The organism is Candidatus Litorirhabdus singularis, from assembly GCF_026262625.1.
Taxonomy (GTDB): Bacteria; Pseudomonadota; Gammaproteobacteria; order Pseudomonadales; family Halieaceae; genus Litorirhabdus; species Litorirhabdus singularis.
Map to the genome: position 1 here is coordinate 812,085 of NZ_SHNN01000002.1, position 26,541 is coordinate 838,625.

The window sequence follows — 26,541 nt, forward strand, 5'->3', positions numbered from 1 at the left end:
CAGGCTTCAGATGGGAAGGACCTGAATATTGCGAAAGCGCACGGTACCCTTCTCCCAGTGCTGCAGGGCTATAAAGCCGGGCGCTGTATCCGCTCGATCCATCAGAGCGGTAATTTGACTGTTCACACGCACCACTAATTTCTGCCCTTCGGCGGTAATATCCATAGTATTCCAGCGCCCTACCGTCACAATATTCTGCAGCGGAGGCATGACTTTGAGAACAATCGCACCGGTGCGGGCGTCCTGTTGCGGATGATTGTCCCATATATTCACCTCGAAACAGGTCTCCGGATGGATATTGGCGCGATCCTGACAACGCACAAAGACGCCGCTATTGGTAGTTTCGTCGATCCAGAACTCCAGATTAAGACGAAAGTCCTTGTAGCTCGAGCGGGTCATCAAGAAACCTTCGCCAGCACCGTCTGCTACCAGCTCCGCGTTTTCATAACGCCAGTTCGCCTCCCCCGCCGCTATCCACTGCTGTAACTCAGGGCCATCGATCAGCATGTTGCCGCGCGCACAGCCCATCAGCAGGACTGCAATCAAGCTCAGCACCAACCACTTACCGTTCAAACCCCTCATCCACATATTCTCCACTGATAAACATCGTCGCTAGACAGGAAGGGTAAACCAGATTTGCAAGTGGTAGCAATCCACACACTGCTGCTCTGCCAGCAAAGTGATGGCTGTGTATAATAACGCCGCCTTTTTGCTGGACCCTTACTATGAACACTGAACACACAAGCGCCAAAAATACCGATGATATTCGTATCAGCGCGACCAATGAGCTGAGGTCTCCTGACGATCTCATGGCCTCTATTCCGGTCAGCTCCGCTGCCGCGGCCACTGTTAATGCAGCACGCCAGGGTATTCACGAGGTGCTTGCCGGCAACGATGACCGCCTGGTAGCCGTTGTTGGTCCCTGTTCAATCCACGATCCGGCGGCAGCGCTGGATTATGCCCGTCGACTCAAGGCAGTAGCCGATGAGATATCCGATCAAGTGCTGGTCGTCATGCGCGTCTACTTCGAAAAGCCACGCACGACTGTCGGCTGGAAGGGATTAATCAATGACCCGGACCTGAACGATACCTTTCAAATCAACAAGGGGCTCGGTCTTGCGCGCCAGTTACTGCTGGATGTTGCTGAAATTGGCCTACCCAGCGGCACTGAGTATCTCGACCTGATTAGTCCGCAATACTATGCGGACATTATCGCCTGGGGTGCGATCGGCGCCCGCACCACAGAAAGCCAGACACATCGCGAGCTGGCTTCTGGGCTTTCTTGTCCGGTTGGCTTCAAAAATGCTACCGATGGCGACATTCAGGTGGCTATTGATGCGATCAAATCGGCATCTAATCCGCACCATTTCCTCTCGGTGACCAAGGCCGGTCACTCAGCCATTTTTCAAACTGCCGGTAATGGCGACTGCCATATCATTCTGCGTGGCGGCAAGCACCCCAATTACGATATGTTTTCGGTCGACGATGCCGGAGCTTTGCTCAATGCTGCAGGACTGCCACTGCGCATCATGATTGATGCCAGTCATTCCAACAGTCGCAAAGTACCTGCGCGCCAAATTGACGTTGCCAGAGACATAGCGGCGCAGGTGGCGCGTGGTAGTCAGAGTATTTTTGGCATCATGTTAGAGAGCCATTTGGTTGCAGGTCGTCAGGATGTCATCGACGGTCAGAGCCTGACCTACGGTCAGTCGATTACAGATGCCTGTATAAGTTGGGATGACACTGGCCCACTGCTGCATGAGCTTGCCGATGCAGTAGAAAAGCGCCGCCAAATACAGCGCTAGCCTGAGTGGGGGCCGCGCAGTATCCTTGTTGAAACTATAACGAAGAGCGCCGCCCTGTGAGAACTCTCGCCCTGCTTTGCCTGCTACCCGTGCTATGGGCCTGCAGCTCAGACTCCAAACCCCTACAAGTGCCTCCGGCAAACCCCAACTCCGTCGCTGGTGAAGGCTTGGGATGGCTCAGCCGGGTCGCCATTGACGGAGTCATGCGCGCGTCGGTAGCCAGCGGTTCTCGCTCTGGCTACGTCGCAGTCTTTGCTCGTGATGGCCAGCAAGTTTACGCCAATACAGCGGGCTGGGCCGACATCGAACAGCAGCGACCTATGCAGCTGGACACCCGCATGCGGTTCGCCTCAATGACCAAGCCCATGACCGCCGTGGCCGCCATGATATTGGTGGAACGAGGCCTGATTGGCCTTGATGAACCTGTGGCCACATATATACCCGCCTTTGCCGTCAGTCGCGTCGCTCGTCACCAGAGTGCCGATGGCGAGCATGATTTCGCCAGCGAGCCGCTCGCTACCGAACTCAAAATTCGTCACCTGCTGATGTTTGCGGCAGGCATTGGCCCGGGCCGCGAGCCAGAGCCCACCGACCTGTGGCGCTATTGGCAGAACAACGCGCCACGCCAGCATCCTGGAGGCAGTCTGGCCGCCGGAATCGATAATATTGCAGGACTGCCGCTGTTCGAACAACCCGGTGTGCGCTGGCGATATGGCTGGTCTGCAGACGTCATGGCACGGGTGGTCGAAGTAGCCAGCGGCATGCGTTTCGATGACTTCCTCAGTGCCAACCTGTGGCTGCCATTGGGTATGGAGAATACGCGTTTTCGCTTCGCGGATAAGGCCCCCGAAGAGCTGGCAACCGTTTACACCCAAGCTGAGAATGGCGACCTCGTCGCCGTGCCAACGCCGGACAGTGATACCCCCTGGCCCGAAGGTGGCAGCGGGACCGTATCGACCGCAGAAGATTACCTACGTTTTGCACTGATGCTCTATAACGAGGGTGAGTATCAAGGCGTGCGTATTCTAGAGCAGGAGACAGTGCGAGAGATGCGTCAATTGCATTTACCGTCCGGCGTTTTGGCATCTGAAGGACTGGAAGGCATTGGCTGGGGTCTGGGCATGGCTGTTGTTGCAGACGCCGATGCCACCCCGTTTGGCGACCGTGATGGCGACTTCTGGTGGAGCGGCTATTTTGGCACGACTTTTTTCGTCAGCCCAAGCACCGGACTAGTAGGCGTAGTGCTTTCCCAGAATGAGCCGGGACCCCACAGCGACCTACCAATAGCCCTGTATGCGATTCAGGGCTTGGCGTTTATGGGTCTATAGGCTGGAGTTTACAAATGCTTAGTGCGTCGGCCCTGCAACCGGTACCGGATTAAACGTAATCGGCTGACTCTTGTCATATTCCTTACGTTCCTGCATTGCCGCTGGCACCTCATCCACCGGCACCAGAAACTGGTTGTACCACTGGCGCAGCTTGGTTACCGGGCCGTCACCATCACATAAAATGGGGTTGTCGATAACCACCTTGTCTTTCCAGATCGCCAGGTCGGCGAACACGCCCTGATGGTTGTCTTCCATCAGCTGTCTTACGTAAGCTATCTGTGCCATCGGGTTACCCTGCATTCCCGGCGGTATCGGATACTTGAAACCCGCCAGAAATTCAAAACTCTCCATGCTGGTAGGCACATTCATTACCAATGACATGAACTTCGAGGTTTCACCCGTGACCAGATGGTGAGTCAACCGGTGCAACATATAACCCGGGCCATGATAGGTTGCCTCCGACTCCATATCGCCCATGGGTGAGCTGCCATTCATCAACTGGGTGTAACGATGGCCCTCACTGATATTTTGAAACAGGTTAATCGACTGACTGCCATGCACTGGACCAAAGTGCGCTTTGTCCGCCATGTTATCGATCAACTCGCGGCAATTGGATTCTACGACTACCCGCTGAATAACCCACGGTGTATAGGTATCTTCAAACACCTCTTCATCGCGCGGTATCTCCTGCTCGGGAAGCGGCGGGCCCCCATCCGGATCGTACCAAACGAAAACCAGCTGGTTCTGTTCGACCACCGGCCAGGATTTGATACGGGCGCGGGCGGGAATTTTGTTGGCATAGGGAATGTGGTTGCAAAAACCATCTGCGCCCCAACTCCAGTGATGAAACGGACAAATAACCGATTCACCCACCACCTGCGACCCTTCGCCGGCCAGATTGGCGCCCATGTGCGGACAATAGGCATCGAGAATATGCAGCTGACCCGTTTCCTGACCACGGTAGGCCACTAGCGAGGTACCAAAGTAATCAAGCTTGGTCGGTTGGGTGGTAAATTCGTAGTCGGCTCCGATACAAAACCATCCACGCGGATAGCGGTCGGGCAGGCTGCCTTTAATAACATAAGGATCTGGCACGGCAGTGTTCAAAGTAACCCCCTGAGAAGAATTGGAAACCTATTCACCTAAATATACCCCCGACGTGGCTTCAGTATAACCACTACCAGACAGACACAGGCTAATTAGATGTACCGTCGCCCTTAAAGTACCGCAATCAGCAGCGCAGCGACAATCGCTGCGCTGCGCAGTGGCTAGTTACCCTGCTCTACTTCATTGAAGGGAATACCCTTGTCGACACGGACGTCTTGGGGCAGCCCCAATACTCGCTCAGCAATAATGTTACGGAGAATTTCGTCGGTGCCGCCGGCAATACGCATACCCGGAGCGCCCAGGAAGGAGCCATGGAACAACTTACCGTCCAACTCTTCCTGACCTTCCCGGCCCAACATAACGCCGCCCATATCCATCAGATCAATGGCAAAACTACTGACATCCTGCAACTTGGAGGCGCTCACCACTTTGGTAATGGAGTTTTCTGGACCCGGGGTCTTACCCTGCGACAATGCGCTCATAACCCGATACTTGGTATTGCGCAGGCCCGCTTTCTCGCAGTGCCAGGTCGCAAGTTTTTCGCGCACTGCACGGCTCTTAATGGCAGGTTCCCCATCGATCATGATGCGCTGCGCAAGCTCCAGCAGATGGGGCGCATCCGCACCACCGGCGTCGCCTACCGCCAGACGTTCATTCATCAGTGTGGTCAGCGACACCTTCCAGCCATCACCTACCGCACCCAGACGCTGATGGTCAGGAATACGCACATCGGTAAAATAGACTTCGTTAAAATTGGAGTCCCCGGAGATCTGCTTAATCGGACGTATTTCGACCCCCGGAGATTTCATATCCAGAAAGAAGAATGTCAGCCCTTTGTGCTTGGCCGCGGTGGGATCACTACGCGTTACCAAAATGCCCCAATCGCAAAAATGGGCACCTGAGGTCCATATCTTCTGACCGTTGATGATCCAGTCATCACCGTCACGCTCACACCGTGTGCGCAGGTTGGCTAAATCAGAACCTGCACCCGGCTCACTGAACAGCTGACACCAGATATCGACACCTTCGACCATCCGCGGTATGCGCTCTTTCAGGTGTTCTTCACCGGCATAAGCGATCATGGTTGGGCCGCACATACCCAAGCCGATGGCATAAGGGCCTACCGGCACATCAAACTTGCCTTCTTCCTGCCCCCAGATGATGTTCTCCATGGACGTAGCACCGCGACCACCGTATTCACTGGGATAACTCAGGCAGGCCCAGCCGTGGTCCGCTTTAAGCTTCTGCCAGGCTTTGGCCCGCAGAATATACTCCGCTTCAGTTTCCTGATGCGGCGCAGTATCGGTTTTTGGTTGTGCATTGGCAGACAAGAACGCGCGAGCTTCAGCGCGAAAAGCGGCTTCTTGTGGGGTATCTTCAAAATTCATGATTCAGGCCTCCTTAGCGATACGGGATTCAAGTGCGTTAACCAGTCGATCTTCCCAACTGGAGAGGCTGCCGAGGTTGACACTCAGCGCCTTGGCACGGCGATAGTACATATGACAATCAAACTCCCAGGTGAAGCCCATACCACCGTGAGTCTGAATATTTTCTTTTGAGCATTCATGAAATGCCTTGGTTGCACTCACGCGCGCCGTTGCTGCAGCCAACGCCAGATCTGGGGCGTCCTCTGCCAGTGCCCAGGCACCGTAATAACAGTTAGAGCGGGCCAAAGTGGTGGCAATATACATATCCGCCAGCTTGTGTTTTATCGCTTGAAAAGAGGCGATAGAACGACCGAATGCATAGCGTCCCAGAGCGTACTCTTTGGCCATATCCAATGATGCCTGAGCACCACCGACCTGTTCAAAAGCAAACAAAACCGCGGCGCGGTTGAACAATTCCTGCAACTGCGCCCAACCCGAGCCGCCTGCGCCAAGCACTTCAGCACTGGCACCGGTCATCTCAACACAAGCCTGTGAGCGCGTGGGGTCAAGGTTTGCTACCACGCTGCGCGTTACACCATCGCCCTGTAGTTCCACCAGGCACAGCGAGATGCCAGCGCCATCCTTCGCTACCACAATCGCTATATCGGCGACATCGCCATCAGGCACAGGTAGTTTAGTGCCAGTGATCGTGCCATTTGCGTAAAACGCAGCAAGCGCATCTGCCTGAGGTGCGCCACGGCCTTCCGCAACCGCTACGGTGCCGACCACTTCTCCACTGGCCAGACCCGGCAACCACTTCTGCTTCTGAGCCTCGCTGCCAAACCGAATCAGCGCCTCAGTCGCCAGATAGACCGATGAGGCAAAGGGCGTTGGCGCCAGACTGCGTCCTAACTCTTCTGCCAGCACGCACAGTTCCAAATAACCCATCCCCAGACCACCGTAGGATTCCGGTACGGTCACTCCAGTCCAGCCAAGATCACAAATGGCTTGCCATAGAGCCTTGTCACAAGACACGTCAGCGTCATCCAGCACAGCGCGCACGGTACTGAGAGGGCTCTGTTCGCTCAAAAACCGCTGCGCCTGTTCGCGCAACAAATTTTGCTCATCAGAAAATTCAAAATTCATAGTGTTAAAGCTTCCTTATTAGTTAGGCGGGCGGAAAATCAGGTGCCATATCTTAGCGTGTGTCAGCCTTTGATCAACCTAAATGAGTTGACAGCGTAAACTCTACTGTAGTTTATTTCCTGTTGGCAAAACCAGTGAATAAGAGAAATAACATGCACTTGTCCAGAATATCTGCTGCACTGCGGCGCGTACTCACGATAATAGCCTCAGCCAGCGTCTTGTTGACGACATTGGCAAGCGCCGACGACGCACCGCGGACTGCAGCGGGAAAGCCGGATTTAAACGGCGTCTGGCAAGTCCTCAATCGTGCCAATTTCAATCTGGAACCACACGGGCCGAAAGCGGCGCTGGCCATGCGCGAAGGCCCGGTAGTGCCGGTTCCGGCCAAGGAGCTTGTGGCATTAGGCGCTGTGGGCGCTGTGCCAGCGGGGCTTGGTGTGGTAGATGGTGGAGCTATTCCCTATACCGACGCGGCACGCCAACAGCGTGACGAAAATGCCGCCAACTGGTTAACCCGAGACCCGGAAATTAAATGTTATCTGCCGGGCGTACCGCGCGCCACATACATGCCCTTCCCTTTCCAGATTTACCACAATCAGGATGTGCTGGTATTTTCCTATGAATACGCCGGCGCCGTGCGCAACATCGCCCTCAGTGACCCGGGGCCAGCGCCGATTGATTCCTGGATGGGGCAATCCTGGGCCGAGTGGGATGGGGACACTCTGGTTGTGCATACTGAGGGCCTTAACGGCCAGAGCTGGCTCGATCGTGCGGGAAATTTCGCCAGCGCTGGCGCGAAGATTACCGAGCGCTTCACCCGCACCAGTGCACATACCCTGCACTATGAAGTCACTATCGAAGATTCCAGTGTCTACCAACGCCCCTGGAAGATGAGCATGCCTCTTTATAAGCGCGTCGGTCGCGACGACCAACTGCTGCAGTTTAACTGCGTCGAGTTTGTCGAAGAGTTAATGTACGGGCACCTGCGCAAGGAGCCCTTGGACTGATGACACACGCCATGACTCAGTGGGTACTCTTTTTCATCGCCACATTAGTAGCTAATTCGGCTCATTCCCAACCGTGGCAATTACAGCATCTGCCCTGGGGTGACCCGGACTTTCAGGGCATCTGGACCACGGCTACCGTCACCACTCTGGAGCGGCCAGATGAATTGTCGGAGCTGGTATTAACACCGGAGCAGGCCTTGGCGGTTGAACAGGGCATGGAGGACTTACAGGAGGCCATTGACAACATTGCTGATGGCGACCTTGAAGCGGGTGGCGATGTAGGCGGCTATAACAGCTTCTGGATGGATCCCGGCACTCGAGCTCTGCGCGTTCGAGGAGAGCCCCGCAGCTCTATTATTGTCTACCCGCAAGAAGGAGAAATCCCCTACACACTGAAAAGCCAGCTGCGCTTCTATTGGAACGCCTACAAAATGCTGAGCCGGGAAAACAACCCGGAGGAACGCCCCGAAGGTGAACGCTGCACGGTTGGCTTTGGATCAACCGGCGGGCCACCGATGCTGCCAGTGCTCTACAACAATAACTACCAGTTTATGCAATCCCCCGGCCACGTTGGAATTCTGGTGGAGATGAACCACAACGTGCGTAATATCAGGCTTGGTGGCGAGCCTTTGCCGCCGCAGATAAAACCGTGGCTGGGCGATTCGCTGGGGCACTGGGACGGTGACACCCTCGTTGTGGAGACCACGCAGTTCCATCCGCAGCAATTCATGCGTCTGGCCATCAAACACCAGCTAATGATGGCAACTGATACCCGCGTTATCGAGCGCTTCACCCGCATCAGCGAGAACGAAATCGTCTACGAATTTACGGTTTCTGATCCAGAGCTGTACACTGAAGACTGGCGCGGCGAGCTAACCCTGCGTCGCAGCGCCGGTCCCATTTACGAGTACGCCTGCCATGAGGGCAACTACGCCTTGCCCAATATTCTCGACGGCGCGCGACAAAAAGAACAGGAAGACTGATATGCGTAAAACGACTGCCGTGATTGCTCTGGCGCTGCCGCTGGCACTCATCGTTTCCTGGCGGGCAGTAGCGCATCATGCGTTCTCCGCTGAGTTTGATAAGGAGGCACCGGTTACGCTGAAAGGCAAAGTCACCAAAATCGAGTGGATTAATCCACATGCCTGGATTCATCTCGCCGCTGAACAGCCGGATGGCACCACCGTGGCCTGGATGGTCGAGGGCGGTACGCCCAACACCCTGCTGCGCGCCGGTATCAACCGTAACTCTCTGCCCATCGGCAGTGAAATCAATGTGCGTGGTTATCAGGCCAAAAACAAAAGCTGCGAGCCAGCCTGCAAAGCCAATGGCCGAGATATCACACTGCCTGGCGGCGGCAAGGCCTTTATGGGTTCTTCCGGCACCGGAGCACCCAAGGATGGATCTGACCCCAGAGACCGCTAGAGCGTGCTCAATGAGCTGATTCACCAAGCCGCGCTGTGGCTGGACAACACGGCTGCCAGCACCTCGATGCATGAATCCTTTTATGTCTATAACTGGGTGGAAACCACACACGTTCTGACACTAACCTTGTCACTGGGACTACTGCTGGTGATAGACCTGCGTATGCTCGGCTTGGCGTTTACCAACCTGCCCGCAACCCGGCTGGCGCAACGCCTGCAAACGCCCATGTTCCTCGGCTTTGCCGTCATGTTTATCACGGGCATGGCGTTGTTTTATGCGATACCAGTACGCAGCTCGCAAAGCCTCTGGCTGCGCATCAAATTACTGTTGTTGCTGGCCGCCCTTATTAACGCCCTGGTATTTCACAGACACTTGCGCAACGCCGGCCCCGATTGGAACAACGCCGTTAAGGCGCCGCTAAGCCTCCGCCGTGGCGCGTGGATGTCGATCGGCTGCTGGGTCGGTGTGGTGATCTGCGGACGTTTGATCGCCTATGACTGGTTTGACTGCAGCAAGAATCCAGCGCCATTGATCAGCGCATTTGTTGGCTGCATCAATGGCCAGGAGCAGTTCTAACATGTCCCTCCTCACGGCTTATACTCGCACCCTGATGACTGTCGCAGTCATTGCTATCACCACCGTATTCGCCCTATCCGACTTGCGAATAGCGAGTTGGGAAGCACTGGAGGCAGTTTTTGCGTGGAGTGAAACCACAGTATTTGGCTACATTGGTAAAACCTGGGGCGCTGCCTTTGCTATTGTTGAAGCCCTGCATCTGGTCGGACTTGCCGTGCTCGGCGGCGCGGTCATTATTGGCGATGGCCGTCTTCTGGGGCTCTGGTTTACCGACTATTCCTGTGCAGAGATTCAGCGCGGCGCCCAGCGCGGCTTCTTCTGGGGGCTAATGCTACTGCTCGGCACAGGACTGTTCATGGCCTGCGGCGTTGCCATGAAAATCTATTACATGCCGGTATTCTGGTACAAGATGCTGGCGCTTGGCACTGGCATACTGTTTGCCTATTGCATTCGAAAGCCGCTGTTAACAACGCAGCCCGATCAGCTGAACGCGTGGACTTTGCGACTGACCGGCACTGCCTCACTGATGATCTGGTTCACGGTTGCCGCCGCCGGACGCTGGATCGGCTTTTCAGGCTAAGGAGACAGGGTATGACCACAAATGAAGCCTCTACTAATACGCTACCGCCTGCTAGCCGTGACCTGGAGTTAGCAGCGCTGGTTGCCAGCGCAGCAGTCATTGCTTTTTTTGTTGTCTACTGGCTCGGCGAAATAGCTGAAGTCAGGGCCATGTTGAAGCTGGCCTATGGCTAACACGCCGCAGGCTGCCCGATAGTTTAATCGGCCTCAAATTCGTAGCGGAAGCTATGTCCAGCATTCATCTCCAGCGCATAGTCAAAAAACCCATTCACTTGCAGTTCAATAGTTACCGGGGTCGCACCCCGGTTTTGCCAAAACCAGCCATGAATACCGGTAAACGGTGCGGTGAAGCCACCCTGATCAGAGCGCGCGCGGAAGCGTGCAAAACTTTCAGCGTAACCCTCAGACGCGCCGTCCGGTTGGCTGTGCATGTCTGCCACAACTTCTCCAGTTGCCTGCCAGCGATACAGCAGAGTAGCGCCCTGCTCCAGCCGATACTTGTACTCCACGCTCGCAAACGGCTGCAACTCAAAGCTGATGCTGTCCTCAAGCCACTCGAGCGACTGCGACTGCAGCGGATTGACATCGGTTTGGGCAAAGCCCATGAGCCCCAACCAACGACCGCTGCCCAGCGGATCCCAACCGTACTCGGCCGGCAGCACAACCGCCACCAGAATCAGACCGGCGAAGACCAGCGACGTCAACGAGGCAACTAGAATTTTTTGGGGTGCCACGTTAGTCATGCAAAATACAGCCCGGCAAACTGGTAGCCCGCCAATACCAGACCGGCGCACAGTAGGCCCGCGTTAACGGCAAAAGCCTGAGCCGGAAATCCTGCCCGACCACGCCAGAGTAATAACAGCGATAGCAATAAAGCCAGCGCCAGCATTTGCCCCAACTCCACCCCTAGATTAAAGCTCAACAAATTTACCCACAGCCCGTCGCCGTTACCTACGTAGTCTTGCAGCTTGGTGGCCAGACCCAGGCCGTGACAGAGCCCGAAGACCAATACCGCTACCCGGGGGTTGGGATCAAACCCCAGCAGCCACTTGAAGCCGCCCATATTTTCGAAAGCCTTATACACGATAGACAAGCCGATAATGGCGTCTACCAGATGACTGCTGACGCGCCACCCTGCGGCCACTCCCAGCAGCAAGGTTAGGCTATGCCCGAGAGTGAACAGGGTTACGTACAGCACGATATCGCGCGGACGATAGAGGTAGAACAACACGCCAGTCAAAAACAACAGATGATCGAAGCCAGTGAACATATGCTTGGCACCCAGGTACAAAAAGGGACCGGCAGCTGCGCCCTCAAGCGCCATCACATAGCGCGCATTATCTGCCGAGAGGTCATGTCCCACTGCCAGACACGCAGCCGGTAGTGAAACCAGCCCGACCCAGTACGCCGCTGACCTGGGCTTCATTCCGGAGCGCCTTTCCCCTCGATCCAGTACTGGTCGTGGCAGGCCTTGCACACCAGATAGATGCGTCCGCCAGCATCAAACAAGGCGTCTGAGTCCTGCTGTTGCGCGGCAGCTATCGCCAGTTGACCGGCGCCGATGAGACCCTCGGAATACTCGTTCCAGTCAGCGCCGGCACTGCGCCCCGGCAACATCAAAAGGTTGCCCGCTTCTGCCAATACGGCGGCGGCCTGCACCACTTCCTGCCAGCCCTCATCGGTGGTGGGCGCAAGTTCAGTGCGCCCCTCAGCGGTAATGATGGTGCCGGCTGAGTCCCAGATTTTGTCGGCGGCAGGGTCCAGTATCCACAGCATGGTCTCGTGTATATCGGTAACTGGCTGAAACTTCGCTACCGGCGGTGGCACAGCCGGCTGACCGCAGGCGCTCAAAAGCAACAGCGATAGCAGCGGAACAATTATCTTCATAGGGTTTCCTTCACTGTCGATCAGCGGCTGAGACCATCGCGGTTGGCAAAATTAATCAGGCATCCAGGGGCGTCCACATCCGCTACCGCCACCGTCTCACCCGCCAGCACCGCATCCAGAGCATCGGCTAGATAATGATGCTTGGCAGCGCCTTTCTGTACCTGATAGGTCAGGCGGTCATCGATAGGTCCGTGATACACCACCGTACGCGTAGCTACCTCAATCACATAAACTTCAGCAGTGCGACTCAGGCGTAACGCCTCACCGACACTCTGATCACCATCCACCAGTACTGGCATGGCGTAATCATACTCATCGACTTCAGCGGCAATGCTGGCCGAATTATCCTGCAGGTTAGCGTTAATCAGCAGAAAGGGAATATCAAAGCGCGCGTACTCGTCACGCAGTTGTTTCAGCGCGGGCATCGCGTTACGCACGATGGGACAGCCATTACCCTGGCTCATCAATACCACCGCCGGCCCCGCGTTAGCGGAATAGAGTTCGTGAAGTTTCCCGGTGTGATCCTGTAAGCGAAAATTGTCTACCTGCAGACCGACAATATCTTTATCTCCGGAGGCCACAGAGGTGCCAGAAAAGCCCATCAGCAGCACGGTGGCAGCTATCAACCAGTGCCAAAGCCCGTTCGATCGCTCTCTCATAATCTGTCTCCGCCTAAAAATGGGCTTTCAGCGCTGATTCAGCTCCGGTTTCCAGTGACCAATATCCAGGTCACCAACAATGAACTTGCATACCAGCACCTGCTTACCATGGGTTTCATAGCTGCGCTGCAGACCGGTCTGCACAATCTCAAACACTCGAGCATACTCACCGCACAGCTGAGTGCTCATGGCGTTGGTATAAATCTCAATATCCTCATGCGCACTGATATCAGAGATAAAGTCTTTGATAACCGGTATATACTCGGTATTAAGAGGATACAAGCTAATTTCTACAGTGAGTTTCATGACGCTTTCTCTCGTATCATTTGCAACCTACTTCCCGACCTAATGGCCCACTTAATTGCCGACAACAGGGCAACTTGTGCCAATATAGCGCATCTAACATCGGCAACAAACTAACCCATCCACATTACCGAGAGGCTTTTCAAAAACATGCTGGAACAATTATTTTCGCTGCAGGGCAAGACCTGCGTTATTACTGGCGGCTCTCGCGGGCTCGGCTATGCCATGGCAAAAGCTTTTCTGGCTGCAGGCGCACGACGTGTCTATATTACCGCGCGCAAGGCAGAAGCCTGCGAGCAGGCTGCTGCAGAGTTATCCGCTGACGGCGCCTGTGTCGCACTGCCGGGCGATATCAGCCAGATGGCGGAAATTGAACGGCTGGTAGCTGAACTCAGCGACCGTGAGGAATCGATTGACGTACTGGTGAATAACGCCGGTGTCGGCTGGCTAGCGCCGCTGGACCAGTTTCCTGAAAAAGGCTGGGATAAAGTCATGGACCTCAATGTGAAGACACCCTTCTTCCTGACCAAGGCTCTACTGCCCCTATTAAGTGCCGGCGGCAGCGTCGAGCATACCGCCAGTGTTATTAACATCGGCTCCATAGCCGGTATTAAAGGCGTTACCGATACGTTCAGCTATGCTCCCAGCAAAGCTGCGGTCCACCAGATGACACGTAACCTGGCCACCGAACTGGCAGAACGGAATATTCGAGTCAATGCAATAGCGCCTGGGCGTTTCCACACGGCCATGACTGACTATGCCAAAGCGGACACAGCCTCATATGAGGGAGAGCTCCGCGCTATCCCCCTGCACCGCTGGGGAGAAGACCCGGATATCATGGGCGCCGCCCTATTGCTGGCCAGTAACGCAGGCGCCTTTATTACCGGTCAGATTATCGCCATCGACGGCGGCACCACACTGACTTAGGGGGCAGCAGCCATGCAACAACCAACTACACCTAATTTCTCCATCGACCTCAGCGGTCGTGTGGCTATGGTGACGGGTACTACCTCTGGTCTGGGCGCCCGCTTTGCGCGGGTGCTAGCGGCATGCGGCGCCAGCGTGGCGATTACCGGGCGCAGGGTCGAAAGGCTTGAATTACTGGCACAAGAGATTCGCGAGGCCGGCGGCACCTGTGAGCCAATCCCCATGGATATGACGGATCGCGACTCTATTCGCGCCGGCGTAAGCGTCGCCGAAGCTGCTCTGGGGACCATCGACATTCTGATCAACAATGCGGGCATACCCGACGCCCAACGCGTTATCAAAATGTCCGATGAACTGGTGGACAATGTGTTTGGGACCAACCTGACCGGACCCTGGATTCTGTCGACAGAAATTGCGCGACGACTGATTGAGAAAAAAATGTCGGGCAACATGGTCAATGTGGCTTCTATTGCCGCCTTCGTAACTAGCCCGGACTCCGCCGCTGCGCTCTATTCCACCACCAAGGCGGGGCTGGTACGTATGACTGAAGCGCTGGCCATGGAGTGGGCGCGCTTCCACATCAACGTCAACTGCATCGCGCCCGGTGCATTTGCCACCGAGATGCTAGAGGGCATGATGGAACGCACCGGGGATTTCAGCGATATCTTCCCGCGCAAGCGCATCTGCCAGCCCGAGCAAATGGACAGCACACTGCTGTTCCTGGTCTCACCCTCCTCCGAGTGCGTGACCGGTACCTTTATCAAAATAGACGACGGCCAGAATACGCGCTAGCGATAGCGCTTGTCCCGTCTCAGTCAACCCGGGCTTGAGCGCTGCCCTTTAGCACCACCGCTCCGTCCTGGTTAGTGGTGGTGACTTCAAAGTTTGCCAGCTTGACGCCGTCATGCTCTTCAATTGATTGCAGCACGGCGGTCGCTTCCAGATCATCTCCCGGCCACACCTGATTAGTAAAACGTACGCCAAACTGAGTCAAGCGGCCATCACCCACATAGTCAGTGAGCATCTTTCCTGTCATAGCCATGGTCAGCATACCGTGGGCGAAGACACTGGGATAACCCGCCACTTCAGTGGCGAACACTTCATCAGTATGCAGAGGGTTGTAGTCACCGGAGGCACCGGCGTACTGCACAATTTGAGTACGTTTAAGATCGCTAACCAGGCTCGCATTGTGGCTGCTGCCCGGGGTCAAATTTTCTGCGCGTAAACTCATGGTCTATTCCCCTATTGATCGACGGCGCGTTCAGTAGTCACACCCACGCCGGTAGCAGTCACACACAATTCATTATTCTGATCGAAGTACTCGGTAATAGTTTCAGTGAAACGCAGCTTGCCTGAACGCTTACCCTCTTTCTCCCAGGTTTTGCCGGTACGCACTTTGGCGTGCAAGGTGTCACCGACCTGCGGATGACGGTGGTATTCAAAGCGCTGCTCAGCGTGCAGGATACCGCCACCACCTGACTTTTTATCGTCTGTGTCAGCATCATTACCCGGGATAGATGCCGTGCGCGTGGTGGCCTCTTTACCAGAGCCAAACCATGGTTTGCCCGGTTTAGGACGCAAAAAATAGTTGGGATCGAACTGTGCACTGGCCTGCATAAACGTAGGCGGTGCAATGATGGCTCCGGGCTCAGTGCCGGCGGCGTATTCGCTGTCATGATACAGGGGGTTTTCATCACCCATTGAACGCGCGAACATCATGATGTGGCTGGCTTCAACCGGAAACTTGTCTATCGCCATTAGCGTTAACTCCTATGGTTTTTTAACTGCTTATTTAACTGCTTGCTTAAACGGTTTCTCTGCTTACTGCTGGCATGGACTACACTTGATCCGTCACCGGCTTACCATGCTGAAAATAGACGAACGGACCGGCTGCATCATTGCTGTGCTGCTGATCAAGTCGGCGTTCAACTTCCGTCAGCACCATGCGCGTAATATTGGGTAGCTCCAGTGCCCGAGCATCTTCCAACGTCACCCAGTGAATACCTAATAGCTCACCGGAACCCTCAGGGGCCTCGTGTACATCACCCTGAATCAGATCGGCATCCGCCATAAAAAAACGCGCGTCAAAGCGTTTACTGCGATACGGAGGCGTGATCGCACGAGCGATATACTGCAGGCTATCCAGCCGCGGGTTGATATCAAAGCGCAAAAATTGTCGCCATGATTCGCTGCGACTGCGCAGGGTTGGTGTGTCTGGCTCACCCAATATCAGGCCGGTCTCCTCGTAAGTCTCCCGAATCGCAGCCATTGCCAGAGCACGGGCTCGAGTCGGCGAACAGCCGCGCGTCAAACGCGCCATCACAGCCGGATGCAGGTCATGTGGAGGACGCAGGCGACCATCGCCGACATCGACTTTACCGCCGGGAAAGACAAATTTATTGGGCATGAACTTGTGCCCGGCAGAACGCTTGCCCATCAAGATTCTAGGCTGCTCACCGTCGCGCCGTACTAAAATAAGCGTAGCCGCATCTTTAGGGCGCACAGCTCGCCCCCGCGAGCGAATTTCACTGCCAGCTATATAGCGCGGATCGTAAGGCGTTTTCTTGTTCATCACGGCAGCGTCTCTAAAGACGGCTAATAGCCTCCTCTGCTGCAGCCAGTGAAGCGTCTATGCGCTCGCGCAGTGCCACCAAATCGACCCCGTCAGTGCTCTTATTGCCGGCCATGTAGCGTGCGTAGACGCCGTGAATAATCGCGGCGGTTTTCCAGCAGTTAAATCCAATATAAAAATCCAGCATACCCAGATCACGGCCCGTGCGATCAGCATAGCGCTTCGCCAGCGCACTTTTTGCCGGAAATCCCGGCACGCAGGTTGCTGCATCCGGACTCGCGGCAATATCCGCGGCATCTTCAGGCCAGGGGTTGAGCGCATAGGCGAGGTCGGCCAGTGGGTCACCCAGGGTCGATATTTCCCAATCCACTACCGCGGCGATGGTTGAGTCAGCGCCAATCAATACATTGTGAAAACCGTAGTCACCGTGCACCACCCGCGCCGGCCCCTGCTCTGGCATATTTTCTAAAAAGAAAGTCTGCAGGCTGTGCGCGCGCGGATCATCATGCTGCGCTGCATCGATCGAGGAATTCCACGACCGATACCAGGTTTTGAGTTGTCGGCCGACATAATTTTCCTTTTTGCCCAGCTCGCTCAAACCAATCTCGTCGGGATCCAGTGCGTGCAGTTCAGCTAGCGTATCGATGAAGGAAAAAGCCAAAATCTCGCGGCGTTCTGGAGGCACCCAATCAGCAGTTTGCCGACTGTTGTAAAGCGGCCGGCCGTCGATCAGTCCCATTAGATAAAACCAGGCACCCGTAACCTCAGTATCTTCACAAAAGCCTAAAGCCGCAGGCACTGGAACCGGCGTTGGCCCCAGCGCTGAGATTAAGGCCCACTCACGACTCATATCATGCGCCTTGGGCAACAACTCGCCCTGCGGGGGCCGTCGTACCACAGCAAGTCGCCCTGCAGTATCCTCCAGCTGATAGGTCAGATTAGAGTGCCCGCCCTCTAACCTGGTCCACTTAAACGGCGCTGTTAGCCCGGTCACGTTGGCACTGACCCATGCTTCTACCGCCGGGATATCATAACCTTCAGCCTGCTGAGTGCTCATTAGCGGCTACCACAAGCCGTGCTTGCGCACTTCATTACGACCTACCACCATGTGATGCACTTCATCGGGTCCATCGGCAAAACGCAGGTGCCGTTGATTCGCGTACATGGCAGCCAATGGCGTCCACTGACTCATGCCCGTCGCGCCGTGCATCTGTATTGCCTGATCAATAATGGTACACACCTTCTCGGGGACCATGGCTTTCACCGCGCTGACGTAAACTCGCGCCTCTTTGTTACCCAACACATCCATCGCTTTGGCCGCCTGCAATACCATCAGCCGGCAGGCATCAATCTCAATGCGCGCCCGGGCTACTATTTCCAGGTTTTTGCCAAGTTTGACAATGGGTTTGCCAAAAGCAACGCGGGTACTGGCGCGCTTCACCATAAGGTCCAGGGCTTTCTCAGCTTGACCAATCGAGCGCATACAGTGATGGATGCGGCCAGGACCCAGTCGCAGCTGGGAAATCTCGAAACCACGGCCCTCCCCCCAAAGTACGTTGTCTTTGGGCACACGCACATTATCAAACTTGATGTGCATGTGACCGTGGGGAGCGTGGTCCTCACCAAAAACTTCCATCGCGCCCAGAATCTCAACCCCCGGGGTGTCCTTGGGTATCAGAATCATTGACTGCTGGCGGTAGGTCTCTGCGTCGGGACTGCTCTTGACCATGGTGATCAAGATTGTACAGCGTGGATCGCCCGCGCCAGATATATAGTACTTCTCGCCATTAATGACCCACTCATCACCGTCGAGAACTGCTGAAGTTTGAATATTGGTCGCGTCGGAAGACGCATGATCCGGCTCTGTCATCGCATAGGCAGAACGAATTTCTCCGGCCAGTAGCGGCTTTAGCCACTGTTCCTTTTGTGCTTCGGTACCGACCCGTTCCAGTACTTCCATGTTACCGGTATCGGGAGCGCTGCAATTGAGCGACTGCGACGCCAGCGGGTTCTTGCCCAGCTCTGCGGCAATGTAGGCATAGTCCAGATTTGTCAGTCCATCGCCCAGCTCAGAGTCCGGCAGAAAGAAATTCCAAAGACCGGCCTCGCGGGCCTTTTGCTTCGCCCCTTCGAGTAATTCGGTTTGGCGCGGATGAAAAGTCCAGCGATCTTCTTTGTCCTTATCCAAGGCGAAGTATTCTTCGACGATAGTGTCTACATTTTCTTCAATGTGTTTTTTCACCGCATGGAACAGCGGCTGCGCCTGTTCGGACATGGCAAGATTGAATAGTTCTTTATCGGGTTGAGACATCGGATTACTCCAGGTTAATGTTTAATTTATTAAAATATTTCAGGAAATCTTTTTCTCGCCCTGCCAGAAGGGCTCGCGTAATTCACGTTTGAGAACTTTACCAATCGTCGAGCGTGGCAGTTCCTCTATCAATACTACCTCGGATATGCGCTGCCCCTTGCCCAGCCTGGTATTGGCCCACTCCTGCAATTCCACAGGATCTGGCTGGCATCCCGGTGTTGGTTCAACGATCGCCAATGGCGTTTCCCCCCAGTCTGACGATGGCACCGCAATCACCGCCACGTCGTTAACCTCTTCATGACGCACCAGCACATCCTCAAGATCAGCGGCAAACACGTTAAAGCCACCCGAGATAATCATATCTTTCTTGCGGTCGAGCAACTCCAGAAAGCCGTCGGCGTCCAACCGCCCCATATCACCGCTACGCTGCCAGCGATGACCCGCCTCGTCATACCAGTAGGACTCTTCAGTTTTTGCCTGGGCCTTGAAGTAGCCGTCCATCATATTCCGTGAGCGGCCGTAGATCTCTCCAGCCTCGCCGACCGGCATAGCATTGCCGTCTTCACCGACGATCGTCAACTGATTGCCCGGAATCGCAAAACCGACGGTGTGCAGCTTATGCGGGAACATATGCGCCAGCAAAATGCAGCCGACGCCGCCCTCCGTCATACCGTAGAACTCGATCAGCCCGCCAGGCCACTCAGTTATGACTCTGCGCTTTAAATCTTCGCGCAGCGGTGCGCTGGTGGAGTATTTCATCAAGAAGCTGGACAAGTCGTAGTCGGCAAATTTTTCGAAATCAAACAGGCGCTGATACTGCACGGGCACTAACATCGCATGGGTAATTGCATGCTCTTCCGCTAGCTCCAGAAACCGCTGAGTATCAAATTTCGGCATCAATACCGCGCAGCCGGCGTTGCCCATGGTTGGCAGCAAAGACGCCATCGTCGTATTCGAATACAGCGGCGTGGAGACCAGTGTTCGCGCCCACGGCGAGTATCCGGTTGAGGCGCCCGCAGGAAACTCTCTGGAACGCATGCTACGCGCATGCAAAATGCCTTTGGGAACACCGGTAGTACCGGAGGAATAGATAATATTGAAGCCATGGCTTGGATCTATCTCAATGCCAGGATGATCGCTGGAGTGCCCCGCGATAAAATCGGCGTAGCTTTGCCAGCCATCGCCCTCGAAGTCAAAGCCGACAAAACCGTTATCACCGACACCTGTTAACTGCTCACGAACCGGATCGATCAGTTCCCGGTAACCGGCTTCCAGAAACAGCACCTTGGCATCGGAGTTGTCCATCATCGCCGCCAGCGCTTCGCTAGACGCCATACCTGACAGCGGCACGATGCAAGCTCCTGCGCGCAATGTGCCAAACATAACCACCATGTATTCCAAAGAATTACGCGCCAGCGCTGCGACTTTATCATTGGGCCGGATACCCTCAGCTATCAGGGCATTGGCCATTCGATTCAACTGCTCGTCAAACTGGGCCCAACTCAGCTGGTGTTCACCCTCAATAACCGCCAGATGATGCGGCCAACGTCTGGCGTTTTCCGCCATAGCGTCTGACAAATCAACGAATTCGGAGAAACGCTTCGCCGCTACCTGCTTATAGCTCTCACGCCTAATGAACTCCCCCATACGCCGCAGCGCCAGGTCCGCCTCCGGAACTTCTACATTCACAGAGGTCCAGGCGTGGTAGACGTGTGGCCAGCGCTCAAGTCTACTGATAACGCCTGCCGCGATAGCCTTCTCGTGAAAGCGCACGCTATCATCCCGCAATCGCTCGTTTTCGCCGACCATAATGAGCAGCGGCGGCAGCCCGCCCAAGTCATCCATCAGCGGCGATGCCAGCGACTGCGCTGGGTCGCCGTCACCCATATACAAGTTAATCCAGTCGCGATCAGCACCCGTCAGCGGTCCGCCAGGCTGCAGCGCCGGGTTGCCCAACATCACATCGCTGACGTTATTGGTAATCCAACTATCGCTTGAACAGGTCAGGTCCAGCGCCGCTGACATCAAGATGGCACCCTTTGCCATGCGGGCGCCCTCCTGACGCAGGCGCAGCAGCAAGCTGGCGGCAAGGTTACCCCCAGCGCTATCACCCATGACGTAAGCACTGCTAGCCTCTGAGGCGCCCTGGGGACCGTTATCAAGCAGATAGTCCCAAGCCGCCGCACAATCATCGAGCGCCCCTGGGAACGGTGTTTCGGGCGCCAGCCGGTAATCAATTGCCAGTACAGCGCAGTTGGCGTATTTAGACATCATAACCGAGGTATTACGATGTGAGTTTAGCCCACACATGATAAAGCCGCCGCCATGAATCATTAGCAGACGCGTGCTCTCATCCGCACCCGGCGCCACAATCCATTCGGCGGCACAGCCTGCCACTTGCAGGGGAATAACCCGCACACTCTCATCAACTAAAGGCTGTTCAGCATCGCTAGACTCGCGACGTTGCTGCAAACGCTGCTTGGGATCAATGTCGCCTGCAGCGCCCTGATCTTGGGGTGCTGATAAGACCGCTGTCACCGCTAGCAAACCCTTGGATGGACCTTTCTTCACAAGAATTCTCCCAGCAACCCCATAAATACTTCTAGCTGGTCGTGATGCACCCAATGTCCGGCATCAGCCACGTTTTTTACCTGCGCATTGCGGAAAACGCCAATACGGCCGTCTTCTTGCGGATTAGAAGCGTTACTCTCTGCGCCATAGACCAATAATGTGGGACAAGTAATATTGCCCAGAATGTTCTGAGTTTCTTCATGGCTCATGCCGACGGAGGGAAAGCCATGCGTGTAGTTGTCGAATTTCCAGCTGAAAGTGCCATCTTCATTCTGATTTACGCCATGGAGGGTAAGGTGCCAAGCCTGCTCACTGGAAAGATGCGGGTTGGCATCCTGCATTCGCGCTGCAGCCTCTTGCAACGACGGATAGCGACGTGTCTGGCGACCTGAAAGCTTGCGCATCTGGCCGATCCAGCCACGCATATTCTCCTCGACCTTACGCTTGCGTATTTCCTCAAGCATTTTGGGCGACGGGCCTAGCCCTTCTATAGCGACAATTTTTTCAACCTTGCCGGGGTAAATGCCGGTATAGCGCAGCGCGATATTGCCGCCCATGCTGTGCGCCACTATTTTAAGCGGTGCCAGACCCAGCTGATGCACCAACTGCGCAATATCGTAAACATAGTCAAGTGTTGTGTAGGTACCACCCGTTATCCACTGGCTATCGCCGTGACCGCGCAAGTCCGGTGCAATAACATGGTAATCACGGCGCAGTTCCCGCGCGACCCAGTCCCAATTACGACAGTGGTCACGACCCCCGTGTATCAGTAGCAGCGGCGGCGCCTCGTGATTGCCCCAGTCGACGTAATGCAAACGCAGGCGCTGGCTAAAATAGTTGTGTGAACTGGGACCTGGAACAGCATCCATAGCGGACTCCAATGTGGGTGCGGTGGCTGACACCAAAGCTCTAAACAGCCGCAAAGAATAAACGCTGCGGGCAGCCATTGCTATCCCCGCTGTCGCTGGGTCTGGTCAACAGCGCAGCTCGCGCTTACAATGTGCGCCCTGCGCCCGAGTCGTTACATTCAATCTGGCCTAGTTATTCTGTGGTTACCGAGGAAATAGCATGAGAGAAGCAGTCATAGTATCAACAGCACGCACCGGTTTGGCCAAATCATTCCGCGGCGGTTTCAACAACACCAACGGCGTCAGCATGTCTGCGCCCACGCTGAAGGCCGCCATGGAGCGCGCTGGCGTAGACCCCGCAGAAGTCGATGACGTGATATATGGTTGCGCCAACCCCGAGGGCGCTACCGGCATGAATGTCGCCCGCAACGTTGCGCTGATGGCCGGTTGCCCGGCCTCTACCTCTGGCACCACCGTAAACCGGTTTTGCTCTTCTGGCCTTCAGGCCGTCGCCATGGCTGCTGGCCGTATCATCGCTGAGGGCGTTGACGTGATGGCCGCTGGCGGCGTAGAGAGCATTTCCATGGTTGCGCCTTTCGCTAACAAAAAGCATGTCGTTGACGCCGAGCTGATGGCGACCTGGCCTGGCATTTACATGCCCATGATCGAAACCGCTGATACAGTAGCATCGCGCTACGACGTGGCTCGCGCGTATCAGGACGAATACTCGCTGCAAAGCCAGCAGCGCACAGCCGCTGCCCAAGAGGCTGGCAAGTTCGATGACGAGATTATTCCTGTCAGCACTATCATGAATGTTACCGATAAAGAGTCTGGCGAGGTTTCCCAGCATGAGACTGTTGTCGATCGCGATGATTGCAACCGTCCAGGCACTACTCTGGAAGGTCTTTCTGGCCTTGGCCCAGTGCGCGGTGAAGGGAACTTTATTACTGCCGGTAACGCTTCGCAGCTATCAGACGGCGCCTCCTCGCAAATTCTGATGGAGCGCAAACTGGCAGAACAGCGTGGACTCGACATACTCGGCACGTTCCGCGGTTTTGCGGTAGGCGGTTGTGAGCCTGATGAAATGGGTATCGGTCCTATCTATGCAGTACCTAAGCTGCTGAAGCAGGCCGGCCTCACGGTCGACGACATTGATCTGTGGGAGCTTAACGAAGCTTTTGCCTCACAGGTACTGTACTCACGCGATACTCTGGGCATATCCAATGACAAGCTCAACGTCAATGGTGGCTCTATTTCCATCGGCCACCCTTTTGGCATGTCGGGATCACGTATGCTCGGTCATCTGCTGATAGAAGGTCGCCGCCGCGGCGCACGCTACGGTGTTGTCACTATGTGCATCGGTGGTGGCATGGGTGCTGCTGGCTTGTTCGAGATAAACTCTTAAGCTGACAAACTAGTCGCGGTGGCCTTGAACGGCACCGCGACACGGACTGACTGAGGCGGGTTTCACTCTTTAGGGCTCAACAACGGCCCGAAGCCCGCTAAAGTTTTTCTGCAAGAAACGCGCCTTGCATGCGAGTGCGGCTGCTTTCACCAACTACTGGCCCTGTACTAGTATAAGCGAAGGCTAATCCCTAAACGCTTACCAGCCACACATAATCCCGTAACTTACACTCGATTTTTTCTGCCTGCATGCACCTGCTTAGAGCTGGGCATCACTCACGTTTTGGCTTGCGCTTAACAGCTTCATAGGACATATTGGGGCACATAAAAATAAGCGTTAAGGAATACCTGATGGCTGAAGAAAAGCCTGTCGAATCTGCTCAAGTCTCGAGAAAAACTGCTTACTACACGTTGGGTGTTCTCACCGTAGTCTACAGCTTCAACTTCATTGATCGTCAATTGCTGAGTATTCTGCAGGAGTCTATTAAGCTTGACCTCAGTCTCAGTGATAGCCAGCTCGGTTTGCTAACCGGCTTCGCCTTTGCCCTTTTTTACGTAACCGCTGGTATACCTATTGCGCGCTGGGCGGACCACTCGAATCGGCGCAACATCATTGCCGGAGCGGTTTTTATCTGGAGCTTTATGACGGCGCTTAGCGGCATGGTCCAGAGCTTCGCACAGTTGGTTTTGGCACGCATCGGTGTGGGTATCGGTGAAGCCGGCGGCAGCCCACCCTCACACTCGATAATCTCAGATATCTTCCCAGCGGAAAAGAGAGCCAGTGCTCTGGGCTTTTATTCCACAGGCGTCAACTTCGGCATTCTTTTCGGGTTTCTATTTGGCGGCTGGCTCAACGAGTTTTTTGGCTGGCGCGTGGCATTCATGGTCGTCGGACTGCCCGGTATTTTGCTCGCATTAATCGTCTGGACGACCGTCAAGGAACCGGTGCGCGGGCTCGCAGAAAAGCGCCAAGTCTCCGACGAGAAAGTTCCAGTGAAACGAATATTGGCGCTATTGGCCAGCCGAAAAAGCTTTATACACCTGTCATTGGGCGCGGCCCTAAACGCTTTCTGCGGCTACAGCATCAGTAGCTGGACCGCTTCTTTCATGATTCGAACGCACGAGATGACTACCGGTGAGCTAGGCACCTGGCTAGCGCTCATCATAGGCTTTTGTGGCGCGATTGGCGTGTTCTTCGGTGCTCTGCTCGCAGACAAGCTGGCACCGCGTGATAAACGCTGGTACACCTGGCTACCGGCAATTGCAGGCTTCATCTGCGTACCCTTCATGGCGCTGGTGTATATCGTTGATGACCCCTATGTGGCCTTGGCATGTATGGTCGTGCCGGGGCTGCTGCACAACGTTTACCTGGGTAATACCCTGGCAACCACGCACGGGCTGGTTGGTCTGAGAATGCGTGCCACTGCCTCAGCTATATTGTTCTTCATCCTGAATATCATCGGGCTCGGGGCAGGACCGTTTTTTATCGGCGTGCTCAGCGACGCGTTGCAGCCAAGTCTTGGCGGCGAGTCCCTGCGCTATGCCATGCTCTACGTTATACCAGTGGTAATGTTCTGGTCATCCTGTCACTTTGTACTGGCTGGCAGAAACGTGCGAGAGGACCTGGCTGCTGCGCCAGACTAACGGTCTGGCGCAGCAACAAAGCTCGCTTATAGGTTGGTACGATCAAACATACCCCCCGCCTGCATTCGGGCGAAGAACTCTAACTCGTAGGCGTTCTCAGGATCTTCGCGTACCATCTTGTCCATGCCGACGGCGTCATCACCCACCAGGATACGCCAGCGCTCTTCACGCACACCGTCCAATATTATGCTCGCGGCCTGGGCCGCTGAGGTGGGCGCATTGTCGCGAAAGTTCTCCGGTTGAGCGATCAGTTGCTCGCGTACTTGATCATCAGTCAGGTGCTGCGCCAACTCATTGATCTTGGTCCAACCGCTACGCACCGCATCGACTTCCTCTGCGGTCAGCTCCGCCGGATCACTACCGCCGTGATATTCCTGCGAATTAATCACTATGGAAGTACCAATATGGCCCGGCATAACCACCGATACCTTAACGTGAGGTGCATTCATACGACAGTCGATTCGCAACGCTTCTGAGAAGCCTTTAACGGCAAATTTTGCAGCGCTATATGCAGTGTGAGGAAAGTGTGGCCCCATGCACGCCCAAAAACCGTTGACGCTGCTGACATTAACCACATGACCGTCAGCGCTCGCCACCAGAAGAGGCACAAAAACCCGACAACAGTTGTAGACCCCGCCCCAGCAAACACCAAAGGTATTCTCCCAATGCTCACGATCGTCATTGATGAAACTACCACCACCACCGATACCGGCGTTATTGAACAACAAATTGATATGATCCACGGCGTGCTGTTGCAACACCTCGTCAGCAAAGCGCTTAACAGCAGTTTCGTCAGCAACATCACAGCTGTGCAACGATAACGCAATGTCAGACTCAGCGGCCGCTTCAGCAAGGCGGCGAGTCTCCTGCAAATTCGCAGCATTGATATCACAACTGGCTACGCGACAACCAGCTGCCAACAACTGCAGTACCAGCGCCCTTCCGATACCACTACCGCCGCCGGTCACAACCGCCAGCCGGTTTGCAAAATCTGTCATTATTTTCTTCCTCTATAAAGTCTTGGCTGACGGTAACATAGCTATGAACTGCTGGTCGATCAGTGTGGCGTTGCCGT

The 26,541-nt window shown here is 55.2% G+C and carries 29 protein-coding genes; 12 read left to right on the forward strand and 17 right to left on the reverse strand.

The features are described from left to right. Nucleotides 1–6: 6 nt before the first annotated feature. A complete protein-coding gene (locus EYC98_RS12100; protein ID WP_279245601.1) occupies nucleotides 7–582 on the reverse strand; it encodes a 3-keto-disaccharide hydrolase in 576 nt (191 codons plus the stop codon). A 143-nt stretch (nucleotides 583–725) separates the two neighbouring features. Between EYC98_RS12100 and EYC98_RS12105 the strand changes: the two genes are divergently transcribed. Both EYC98_RS12105 and EYC98_RS12110 read left to right on the forward strand, forming a co-directional pair. After that, on the forward strand, nucleotides 726–1,805 hold the full coding sequence (locus tag EYC98_RS12105; RefSeq protein WP_279245602.1) for a 3-deoxy-7-phosphoheptulonate synthase: 1,080 nt from the start codon (nucleotides 726–728) through the stop codon (nucleotides 1,803–1,805). Between the two features lie 56 nt (nucleotides 1,806–1,861). After that, nucleotides 1,862–3,133: a serine hydrolase domain-containing protein gene (locus EYC98_RS12110; RefSeq protein WP_279245603.1), complete on the forward strand. Its 1,272-nt coding sequence runs from the start codon at nucleotides 1,862–1,864 to the stop codon at nucleotides 3,131–3,133. A gap of 18 nt (nucleotides 3,134–3,151) precedes the next feature. Here EYC98_RS12110 and EYC98_RS12115 read toward each other — a convergent pair whose 3' ends face one another. The 3 genes from EYC98_RS12115 to EYC98_RS12125 all read right to left on the reverse strand — a co-directional run bounded on the left by EYC98_RS12115 (nucleotide 3,152) and on the right by EYC98_RS12125 (nucleotide 6,753). Next, nucleotides 3,152–4,240 (reverse strand): 3-ketosteroid-9-alpha-monooxygenase, oxygenase component, encoded by a 1,089-nt coding sequence (locus EYC98_RS12115; RefSeq protein WP_279245604.1) that lies wholly within the window; start codon nucleotides 4,238–4,240, stop codon nucleotides 3,152–3,154. 161 nt (nucleotides 4,241–4,401) lie between these two features. Further along, complete coding sequence (locus EYC98_RS12120) at nucleotides 4,402–5,628, reverse strand: acyl-CoA dehydrogenase family protein (protein ID WP_279245605.1); 1,227 nt, start codon at nucleotides 5,626–5,628, stop codon at nucleotides 4,402–4,404. A gap of 3 nt (nucleotides 5,629–5,631) precedes the next feature. Continuing rightward, complete coding sequence (locus EYC98_RS12125; protein ID WP_279245606.1) at nucleotides 5,632–6,753, reverse strand: acyl-CoA dehydrogenase family protein; 1,122 nt, start codon at nucleotides 6,751–6,753, stop codon at nucleotides 5,632–5,634. Between the two features lie 152 nt (nucleotides 6,754–6,905). Here EYC98_RS12125 and EYC98_RS12130 point away from each other — a divergent pair, with 152 nt between their 5' ends. Genes EYC98_RS12130 through EYC98_RS12155 form a run of 6 tightly spaced genes read left to right on the forward strand, consistent with a single transcriptional unit; the run spans nucleotide 6,906 to nucleotide 10,514 of the window. Beyond that, nucleotides 6,906–7,760 carry a hypothetical protein gene (locus EYC98_RS12130; protein ID WP_279245607.1) on the forward strand — a complete coding sequence of 285 codons (855 nt, stop codon included), beginning with the start codon at nucleotides 6,906–6,908 and terminating at the stop codon, nucleotides 7,758–7,760. Then, nucleotides 7,760–8,743 (forward strand): hypothetical protein, encoded by a 984-nt coding sequence (locus tag EYC98_RS12135; RefSeq protein ID WP_279245608.1) that lies wholly within the window; start codon nucleotides 7,760–7,762, stop codon nucleotides 8,741–8,743. Before EYC98_RS12130 ends, EYC98_RS12135 begins: the two co-directional genes overlap by 1 nt. A gap of 1 nt (nucleotide 8,744) precedes the next feature. Further along, nucleotides 8,745–9,185, forward strand: coding sequence for a DUF6152 family protein (locus EYC98_RS12140; protein ID WP_279245609.1), 441 nt, complete (start codon nucleotides 8,745–8,747; stop codon nucleotides 9,183–9,185). A 3-nt stretch (nucleotides 9,186–9,188) separates the two neighbouring features. Beyond that, on the forward strand, nucleotides 9,189–9,761 hold the full coding sequence (locus EYC98_RS12145; protein WP_279245610.1) for a DUF6644 family protein: 573 nt from the start codon (nucleotides 9,189–9,191) through the stop codon (nucleotides 9,759–9,761). Nucleotide 9,762: 1 nt separating this feature from the next. Next, nucleotides 9,763–10,341 carry a DUF6644 family protein gene (locus tag EYC98_RS12150; protein WP_279245611.1) on the forward strand — a complete coding sequence of 193 codons (579 nt, stop codon included), beginning with the start codon at nucleotides 9,763–9,765 and terminating at the stop codon, nucleotides 10,339–10,341. An 11-nt stretch (nucleotides 10,342–10,352) separates the two neighbouring features. Continuing rightward, on the forward strand, nucleotides 10,353–10,514 hold the full coding sequence (locus EYC98_RS12155) for a hypothetical protein (protein WP_279245612.1): 162 nt from the start codon (nucleotides 10,353–10,355) through the stop codon (nucleotides 10,512–10,514). A gap of 23 nt (nucleotides 10,515–10,537) precedes the next feature. Here the strand turns inward: EYC98_RS12155 and EYC98_RS12160 are convergent, their stop codons facing one another. The 5 genes from EYC98_RS12160 to EYC98_RS12180 are packed head-to-tail and all read right to left on the reverse strand — an operon-like array spanning nucleotide 10,538 to nucleotide 13,192. Further along, nucleotides 10,538–11,083 carry a hypothetical protein gene (locus EYC98_RS12160; RefSeq protein ID WP_279245613.1) on the reverse strand — a complete coding sequence of 182 codons (546 nt, stop codon included), beginning with the start codon at nucleotides 11,081–11,083 and terminating at the stop codon, nucleotides 10,538–10,540. Continuing rightward, a complete protein-coding gene (locus EYC98_RS12165; protein WP_320415554.1) occupies nucleotides 11,080–11,766 on the reverse strand; it encodes a HupE/UreJ family protein in 687 nt (228 codons plus the stop codon). Before EYC98_RS12165 ends, EYC98_RS12160 begins: the two co-directional genes overlap by 4 nt. After that, complete coding sequence (locus tag EYC98_RS12170; RefSeq protein WP_279245614.1) at nucleotides 11,763–12,227, reverse strand: hypothetical protein; 465 nt, start codon at nucleotides 12,225–12,227, stop codon at nucleotides 11,763–11,765. The genes EYC98_RS12165 and EYC98_RS12170 overlap by 4 nt, the downstream gene beginning before the upstream one ends. A 20-nt stretch (nucleotides 12,228–12,247) precedes the next feature. Next, nucleotides 12,248–12,886 carry a redoxin domain-containing protein gene (locus tag EYC98_RS12175; RefSeq protein WP_279245615.1) on the reverse strand — a complete coding sequence of 213 codons (639 nt, stop codon included), beginning with the start codon at nucleotides 12,884–12,886 and terminating at the stop codon, nucleotides 12,248–12,250. 27 nt (nucleotides 12,887–12,913) lie between these two features. Beyond that, nucleotides 12,914–13,192, reverse strand: coding sequence for a YkoF family thiamine/hydroxymethylpyrimidine-binding protein (locus EYC98_RS12180; protein ID WP_279245616.1), 279 nt, complete (start codon nucleotides 13,190–13,192; stop codon nucleotides 12,914–12,916). Nucleotides 13,193–13,339: 147 nt separating this feature from the next. Between EYC98_RS12180 and EYC98_RS12185 the strand changes: the two genes are divergently transcribed. Further along, nucleotides 13,340–14,116 carry an SDR family oxidoreductase gene (locus EYC98_RS12185; protein ID WP_279245617.1) on the forward strand — a complete coding sequence of 259 codons (777 nt, stop codon included), beginning with the start codon at nucleotides 13,340–13,342 and terminating at the stop codon, nucleotides 14,114–14,116. A gap of 12 nt (nucleotides 14,117–14,128) precedes the next feature. Then, nucleotides 14,129–14,908 (forward strand): SDR family NAD(P)-dependent oxidoreductase, encoded by a 780-nt coding sequence (locus tag EYC98_RS12190; RefSeq protein WP_279245618.1) that lies wholly within the window; start codon nucleotides 14,129–14,131, stop codon nucleotides 14,906–14,908. 19 nt (nucleotides 14,909–14,927) lie between these two features. Here the strand turns inward: EYC98_RS12190 and EYC98_RS12195 are convergent, their stop codons facing one another. From EYC98_RS12195 to EYC98_RS12225, 7 genes are all read right to left on the reverse strand, one after another. Continuing rightward, nucleotides 14,928–15,347: a MaoC/PaaZ C-terminal domain-containing protein gene (locus EYC98_RS12195; protein ID WP_279245619.1), complete on the reverse strand. Its 420-nt coding sequence runs from the start codon at nucleotides 15,345–15,347 to the stop codon at nucleotides 14,928–14,930. Between the two features lie 11 nt (nucleotides 15,348–15,358). Then, nucleotides 15,359–15,874: an FAS1-like dehydratase domain-containing protein gene (locus EYC98_RS12200; RefSeq protein ID WP_279245620.1), complete on the reverse strand. Its 516-nt coding sequence runs from the start codon at nucleotides 15,872–15,874 to the stop codon at nucleotides 15,359–15,361. A gap of 79 nt (nucleotides 15,875–15,953) precedes the next feature. After that, nucleotides 15,954–16,688 (reverse strand): NUDIX hydrolase, encoded by a 735-nt coding sequence (locus EYC98_RS12205; RefSeq protein ID WP_279245621.1) that lies wholly within the window; start codon nucleotides 16,686–16,688, stop codon nucleotides 15,954–15,956. 13 nt (nucleotides 16,689–16,701) lie between these two features. After that, nucleotides 16,702–17,745 carry a phosphotransferase family protein gene (locus EYC98_RS12210; protein ID WP_279245622.1) on the reverse strand — a complete coding sequence of 348 codons (1,044 nt, stop codon included), beginning with the start codon at nucleotides 17,743–17,745 and terminating at the stop codon, nucleotides 16,702–16,704. A gap of 6 nt (nucleotides 17,746–17,751) precedes the next feature. Further along, complete coding sequence (locus tag EYC98_RS12215; protein WP_279245623.1) at nucleotides 17,752–18,999, reverse strand: acyl-CoA dehydrogenase family protein; 1,248 nt, start codon at nucleotides 18,997–18,999, stop codon at nucleotides 17,752–17,754. A 39-nt stretch (nucleotides 19,000–19,038) separates the two neighbouring features. Further along, a complete protein-coding gene (locus EYC98_RS12220; protein ID WP_279245624.1) occupies nucleotides 19,039–21,570 on the reverse strand; it encodes an AMP-binding protein in 2,532 nt (843 codons plus the stop codon). Beyond that, nucleotides 21,567–22,439: an alpha/beta fold hydrolase gene (locus EYC98_RS12225; protein ID WP_279245625.1), complete on the reverse strand. Its 873-nt coding sequence runs from the start codon at nucleotides 22,437–22,439 to the stop codon at nucleotides 21,567–21,569. Before EYC98_RS12225 ends, EYC98_RS12220 begins: the two co-directional genes overlap by 4 nt. 199 nt (nucleotides 22,440–22,638) lie before the next feature. Here EYC98_RS12225 and EYC98_RS12230 point away from each other — a divergent pair, with 199 nt between their 5' ends. Both EYC98_RS12230 and EYC98_RS12235 read left to right on the forward strand, forming a co-directional pair. Continuing rightward, nucleotides 22,639–23,823, forward strand: coding sequence for an acetyl-CoA C-acyltransferase (locus tag EYC98_RS12230; RefSeq protein WP_279245626.1), 1,185 nt, complete (start codon nucleotides 22,639–22,641; stop codon nucleotides 23,821–23,823). Nucleotides 23,824–24,173: 350 nt separating this feature from the next. Beyond that, nucleotides 24,174–25,466: a spinster family MFS transporter gene (locus EYC98_RS12235; RefSeq protein WP_279245627.1), complete on the forward strand. Its 1,293-nt coding sequence runs from the start codon at nucleotides 24,174–24,176 to the stop codon at nucleotides 25,464–25,466. A 26-nt stretch (nucleotides 25,467–25,492) separates the two neighbouring features. On the opposite strand, the gene EYC98_RS12240 is transcribed toward EYC98_RS12235, so the two are convergent. Then, on the reverse strand, nucleotides 25,493–26,464 hold the full coding sequence (locus tag EYC98_RS12240) for an SDR family NAD(P)-dependent oxidoreductase (protein WP_279245628.1): 972 nt from the start codon (nucleotides 26,462–26,464) through the stop codon (nucleotides 25,493–25,495). Nucleotides 26,465–26,541 lie beyond the last annotated feature (77 nt).

What these genes read in the sequence shown, in the direction of transcription:
- EYC98_RS12165 (WP_320415554.1), bottom strand. Translation starts at nt 11,766, where the DNA reads ATGAAGCCCAGGTCAGCGGCGTACTGGGTCGGGCTGGTTTCACTACCG.
- EYC98_RS12180 (WP_279245616.1), bottom strand. Translation starts at nt 13,192, where the DNA reads ATGAAACTCACTGTAGAAATTAGCTTGTATCCTCTTAATACCGAGTAT.
- EYC98_RS12105 (WP_279245602.1), top strand. Translation starts at nt 726, where the DNA reads ATGAACACTGAACACACAAGCGCCAAAAATACCGATGATATTCGTATC.
- EYC98_RS12210 (WP_279245622.1), bottom strand. Translation starts at nt 17,745, where the DNA reads ATGAGCACTCAGCAGGCTGAAGGTTATGATATCCCGGCGGTAGAAGCA.
- EYC98_RS12175 (WP_279245615.1), bottom strand. Translation starts at nt 12,886, where the DNA reads ATGAGAGAGCGATCGAACGGGCTTTGGCACTGGTTGATAGCTGCCACC.
- EYC98_RS12230 (WP_279245626.1), top strand. Translation starts at nt 22,639, where the DNA reads ATGAGAGAAGCAGTCATAGTATCAACAGCACGCACCGGTTTGGCCAAA.
- EYC98_RS12120 (WP_279245605.1), bottom strand. Translation starts at nt 5,628, where the DNA reads ATGAATTTTGAAGATACCCCACAAGAAGCCGCTTTTCGCGCTGAAGCT.
- EYC98_RS12135 (WP_279245608.1), top strand. Translation starts at nt 7,760, where the DNA reads ATGACACACGCCATGACTCAGTGGGTACTCTTTTTCATCGCCACATTA.
- EYC98_RS12235 (WP_279245627.1), top strand. Translation starts at nt 24,174, where the DNA reads ATGGCTGAAGAAAAGCCTGTCGAATCTGCTCAAGTCTCGAGAAAAACT.
- EYC98_RS12240 (WP_279245628.1), bottom strand. Translation starts at nt 26,464, where the DNA reads ATGACAGATTTTGCAAACCGGCTGGCGGTTGTGACCGGCGGCGGTAGT.
- EYC98_RS12190 (WP_279245618.1), top strand. Translation starts at nt 14,129, where the DNA reads ATGCAACAACCAACTACACCTAATTTCTCCATCGACCTCAGCGGTCGT.
- EYC98_RS12205 (WP_279245621.1), bottom strand. Translation starts at nt 16,688, where the DNA reads ATGAACAAGAAAACGCCTTACGATCCGCGCTATATAGCTGGCAGTGAA.
- EYC98_RS12100 (WP_279245601.1), bottom strand. Translation starts at nt 582, where the DNA reads ATGAGGGGTTTGAACGGTAAGTGGTTGGTGCTGAGCTTGATTGCAGTC.
- EYC98_RS12225 (WP_279245625.1), bottom strand. Translation starts at nt 22,439, where the DNA reads ATGGATGCTGTTCCAGGTCCCAGTTCACACAACTATTTTAGCCAGCGC.
- EYC98_RS12195 (WP_279245619.1), bottom strand. Translation starts at nt 15,347, where the DNA reads ATGAGTTTACGCGCAGAAAATTTGACCCCGGGCAGCAGCCACAATGCG.
- EYC98_RS12160 (WP_279245613.1), bottom strand. Translation starts at nt 11,083, where the DNA reads ATGACTAACGTGGCACCCCAAAAAATTCTAGTTGCCTCGTTGACGTCG.
- EYC98_RS12215 (WP_279245623.1), bottom strand. Translation starts at nt 18,999, where the DNA reads ATGTCTCAACCCGATAAAGAACTATTCAATCTTGCCATGTCCGAACAG.
- EYC98_RS12150 (WP_279245611.1), top strand. Translation starts at nt 9,763, where the DNA reads ATGTCCCTCCTCACGGCTTATACTCGCACCCTGATGACTGTCGCAGTC.
- EYC98_RS12155 (WP_279245612.1), top strand. Translation starts at nt 10,353, where the DNA reads ATGACCACAAATGAAGCCTCTACTAATACGCTACCGCCTGCTAGCCGT.
- EYC98_RS12140 (WP_279245609.1), top strand. Translation starts at nt 8,745, where the DNA reads ATGCGTAAAACGACTGCCGTGATTGCTCTGGCGCTGCCGCTGGCACTC.
- EYC98_RS12130 (WP_279245607.1), top strand. Translation starts at nt 6,906, where the DNA reads ATGCACTTGTCCAGAATATCTGCTGCACTGCGGCGCGTACTCACGATA.
- EYC98_RS12170 (WP_279245614.1), bottom strand. Translation starts at nt 12,227, where the DNA reads ATGAAGATAATTGTTCCGCTGCTATCGCTGTTGCTTTTGAGCGCCTGC.
- EYC98_RS12125 (WP_279245606.1), bottom strand. Translation starts at nt 6,753, where the DNA reads ATGAATTTTGAATTTTCTGATGAGCAAAATTTGTTGCGCGAACAGGCG.
- EYC98_RS12200 (WP_279245620.1), bottom strand. Translation starts at nt 15,874, where the DNA reads ATGGCGATAGACAAGTTTCCGGTTGAAGCCAGCCACATCATGATGTTC.
- EYC98_RS12185 (WP_279245617.1), top strand. Translation starts at nt 13,340, where the DNA reads ATGCTGGAACAATTATTTTCGCTGCAGGGCAAGACCTGCGTTATTACT.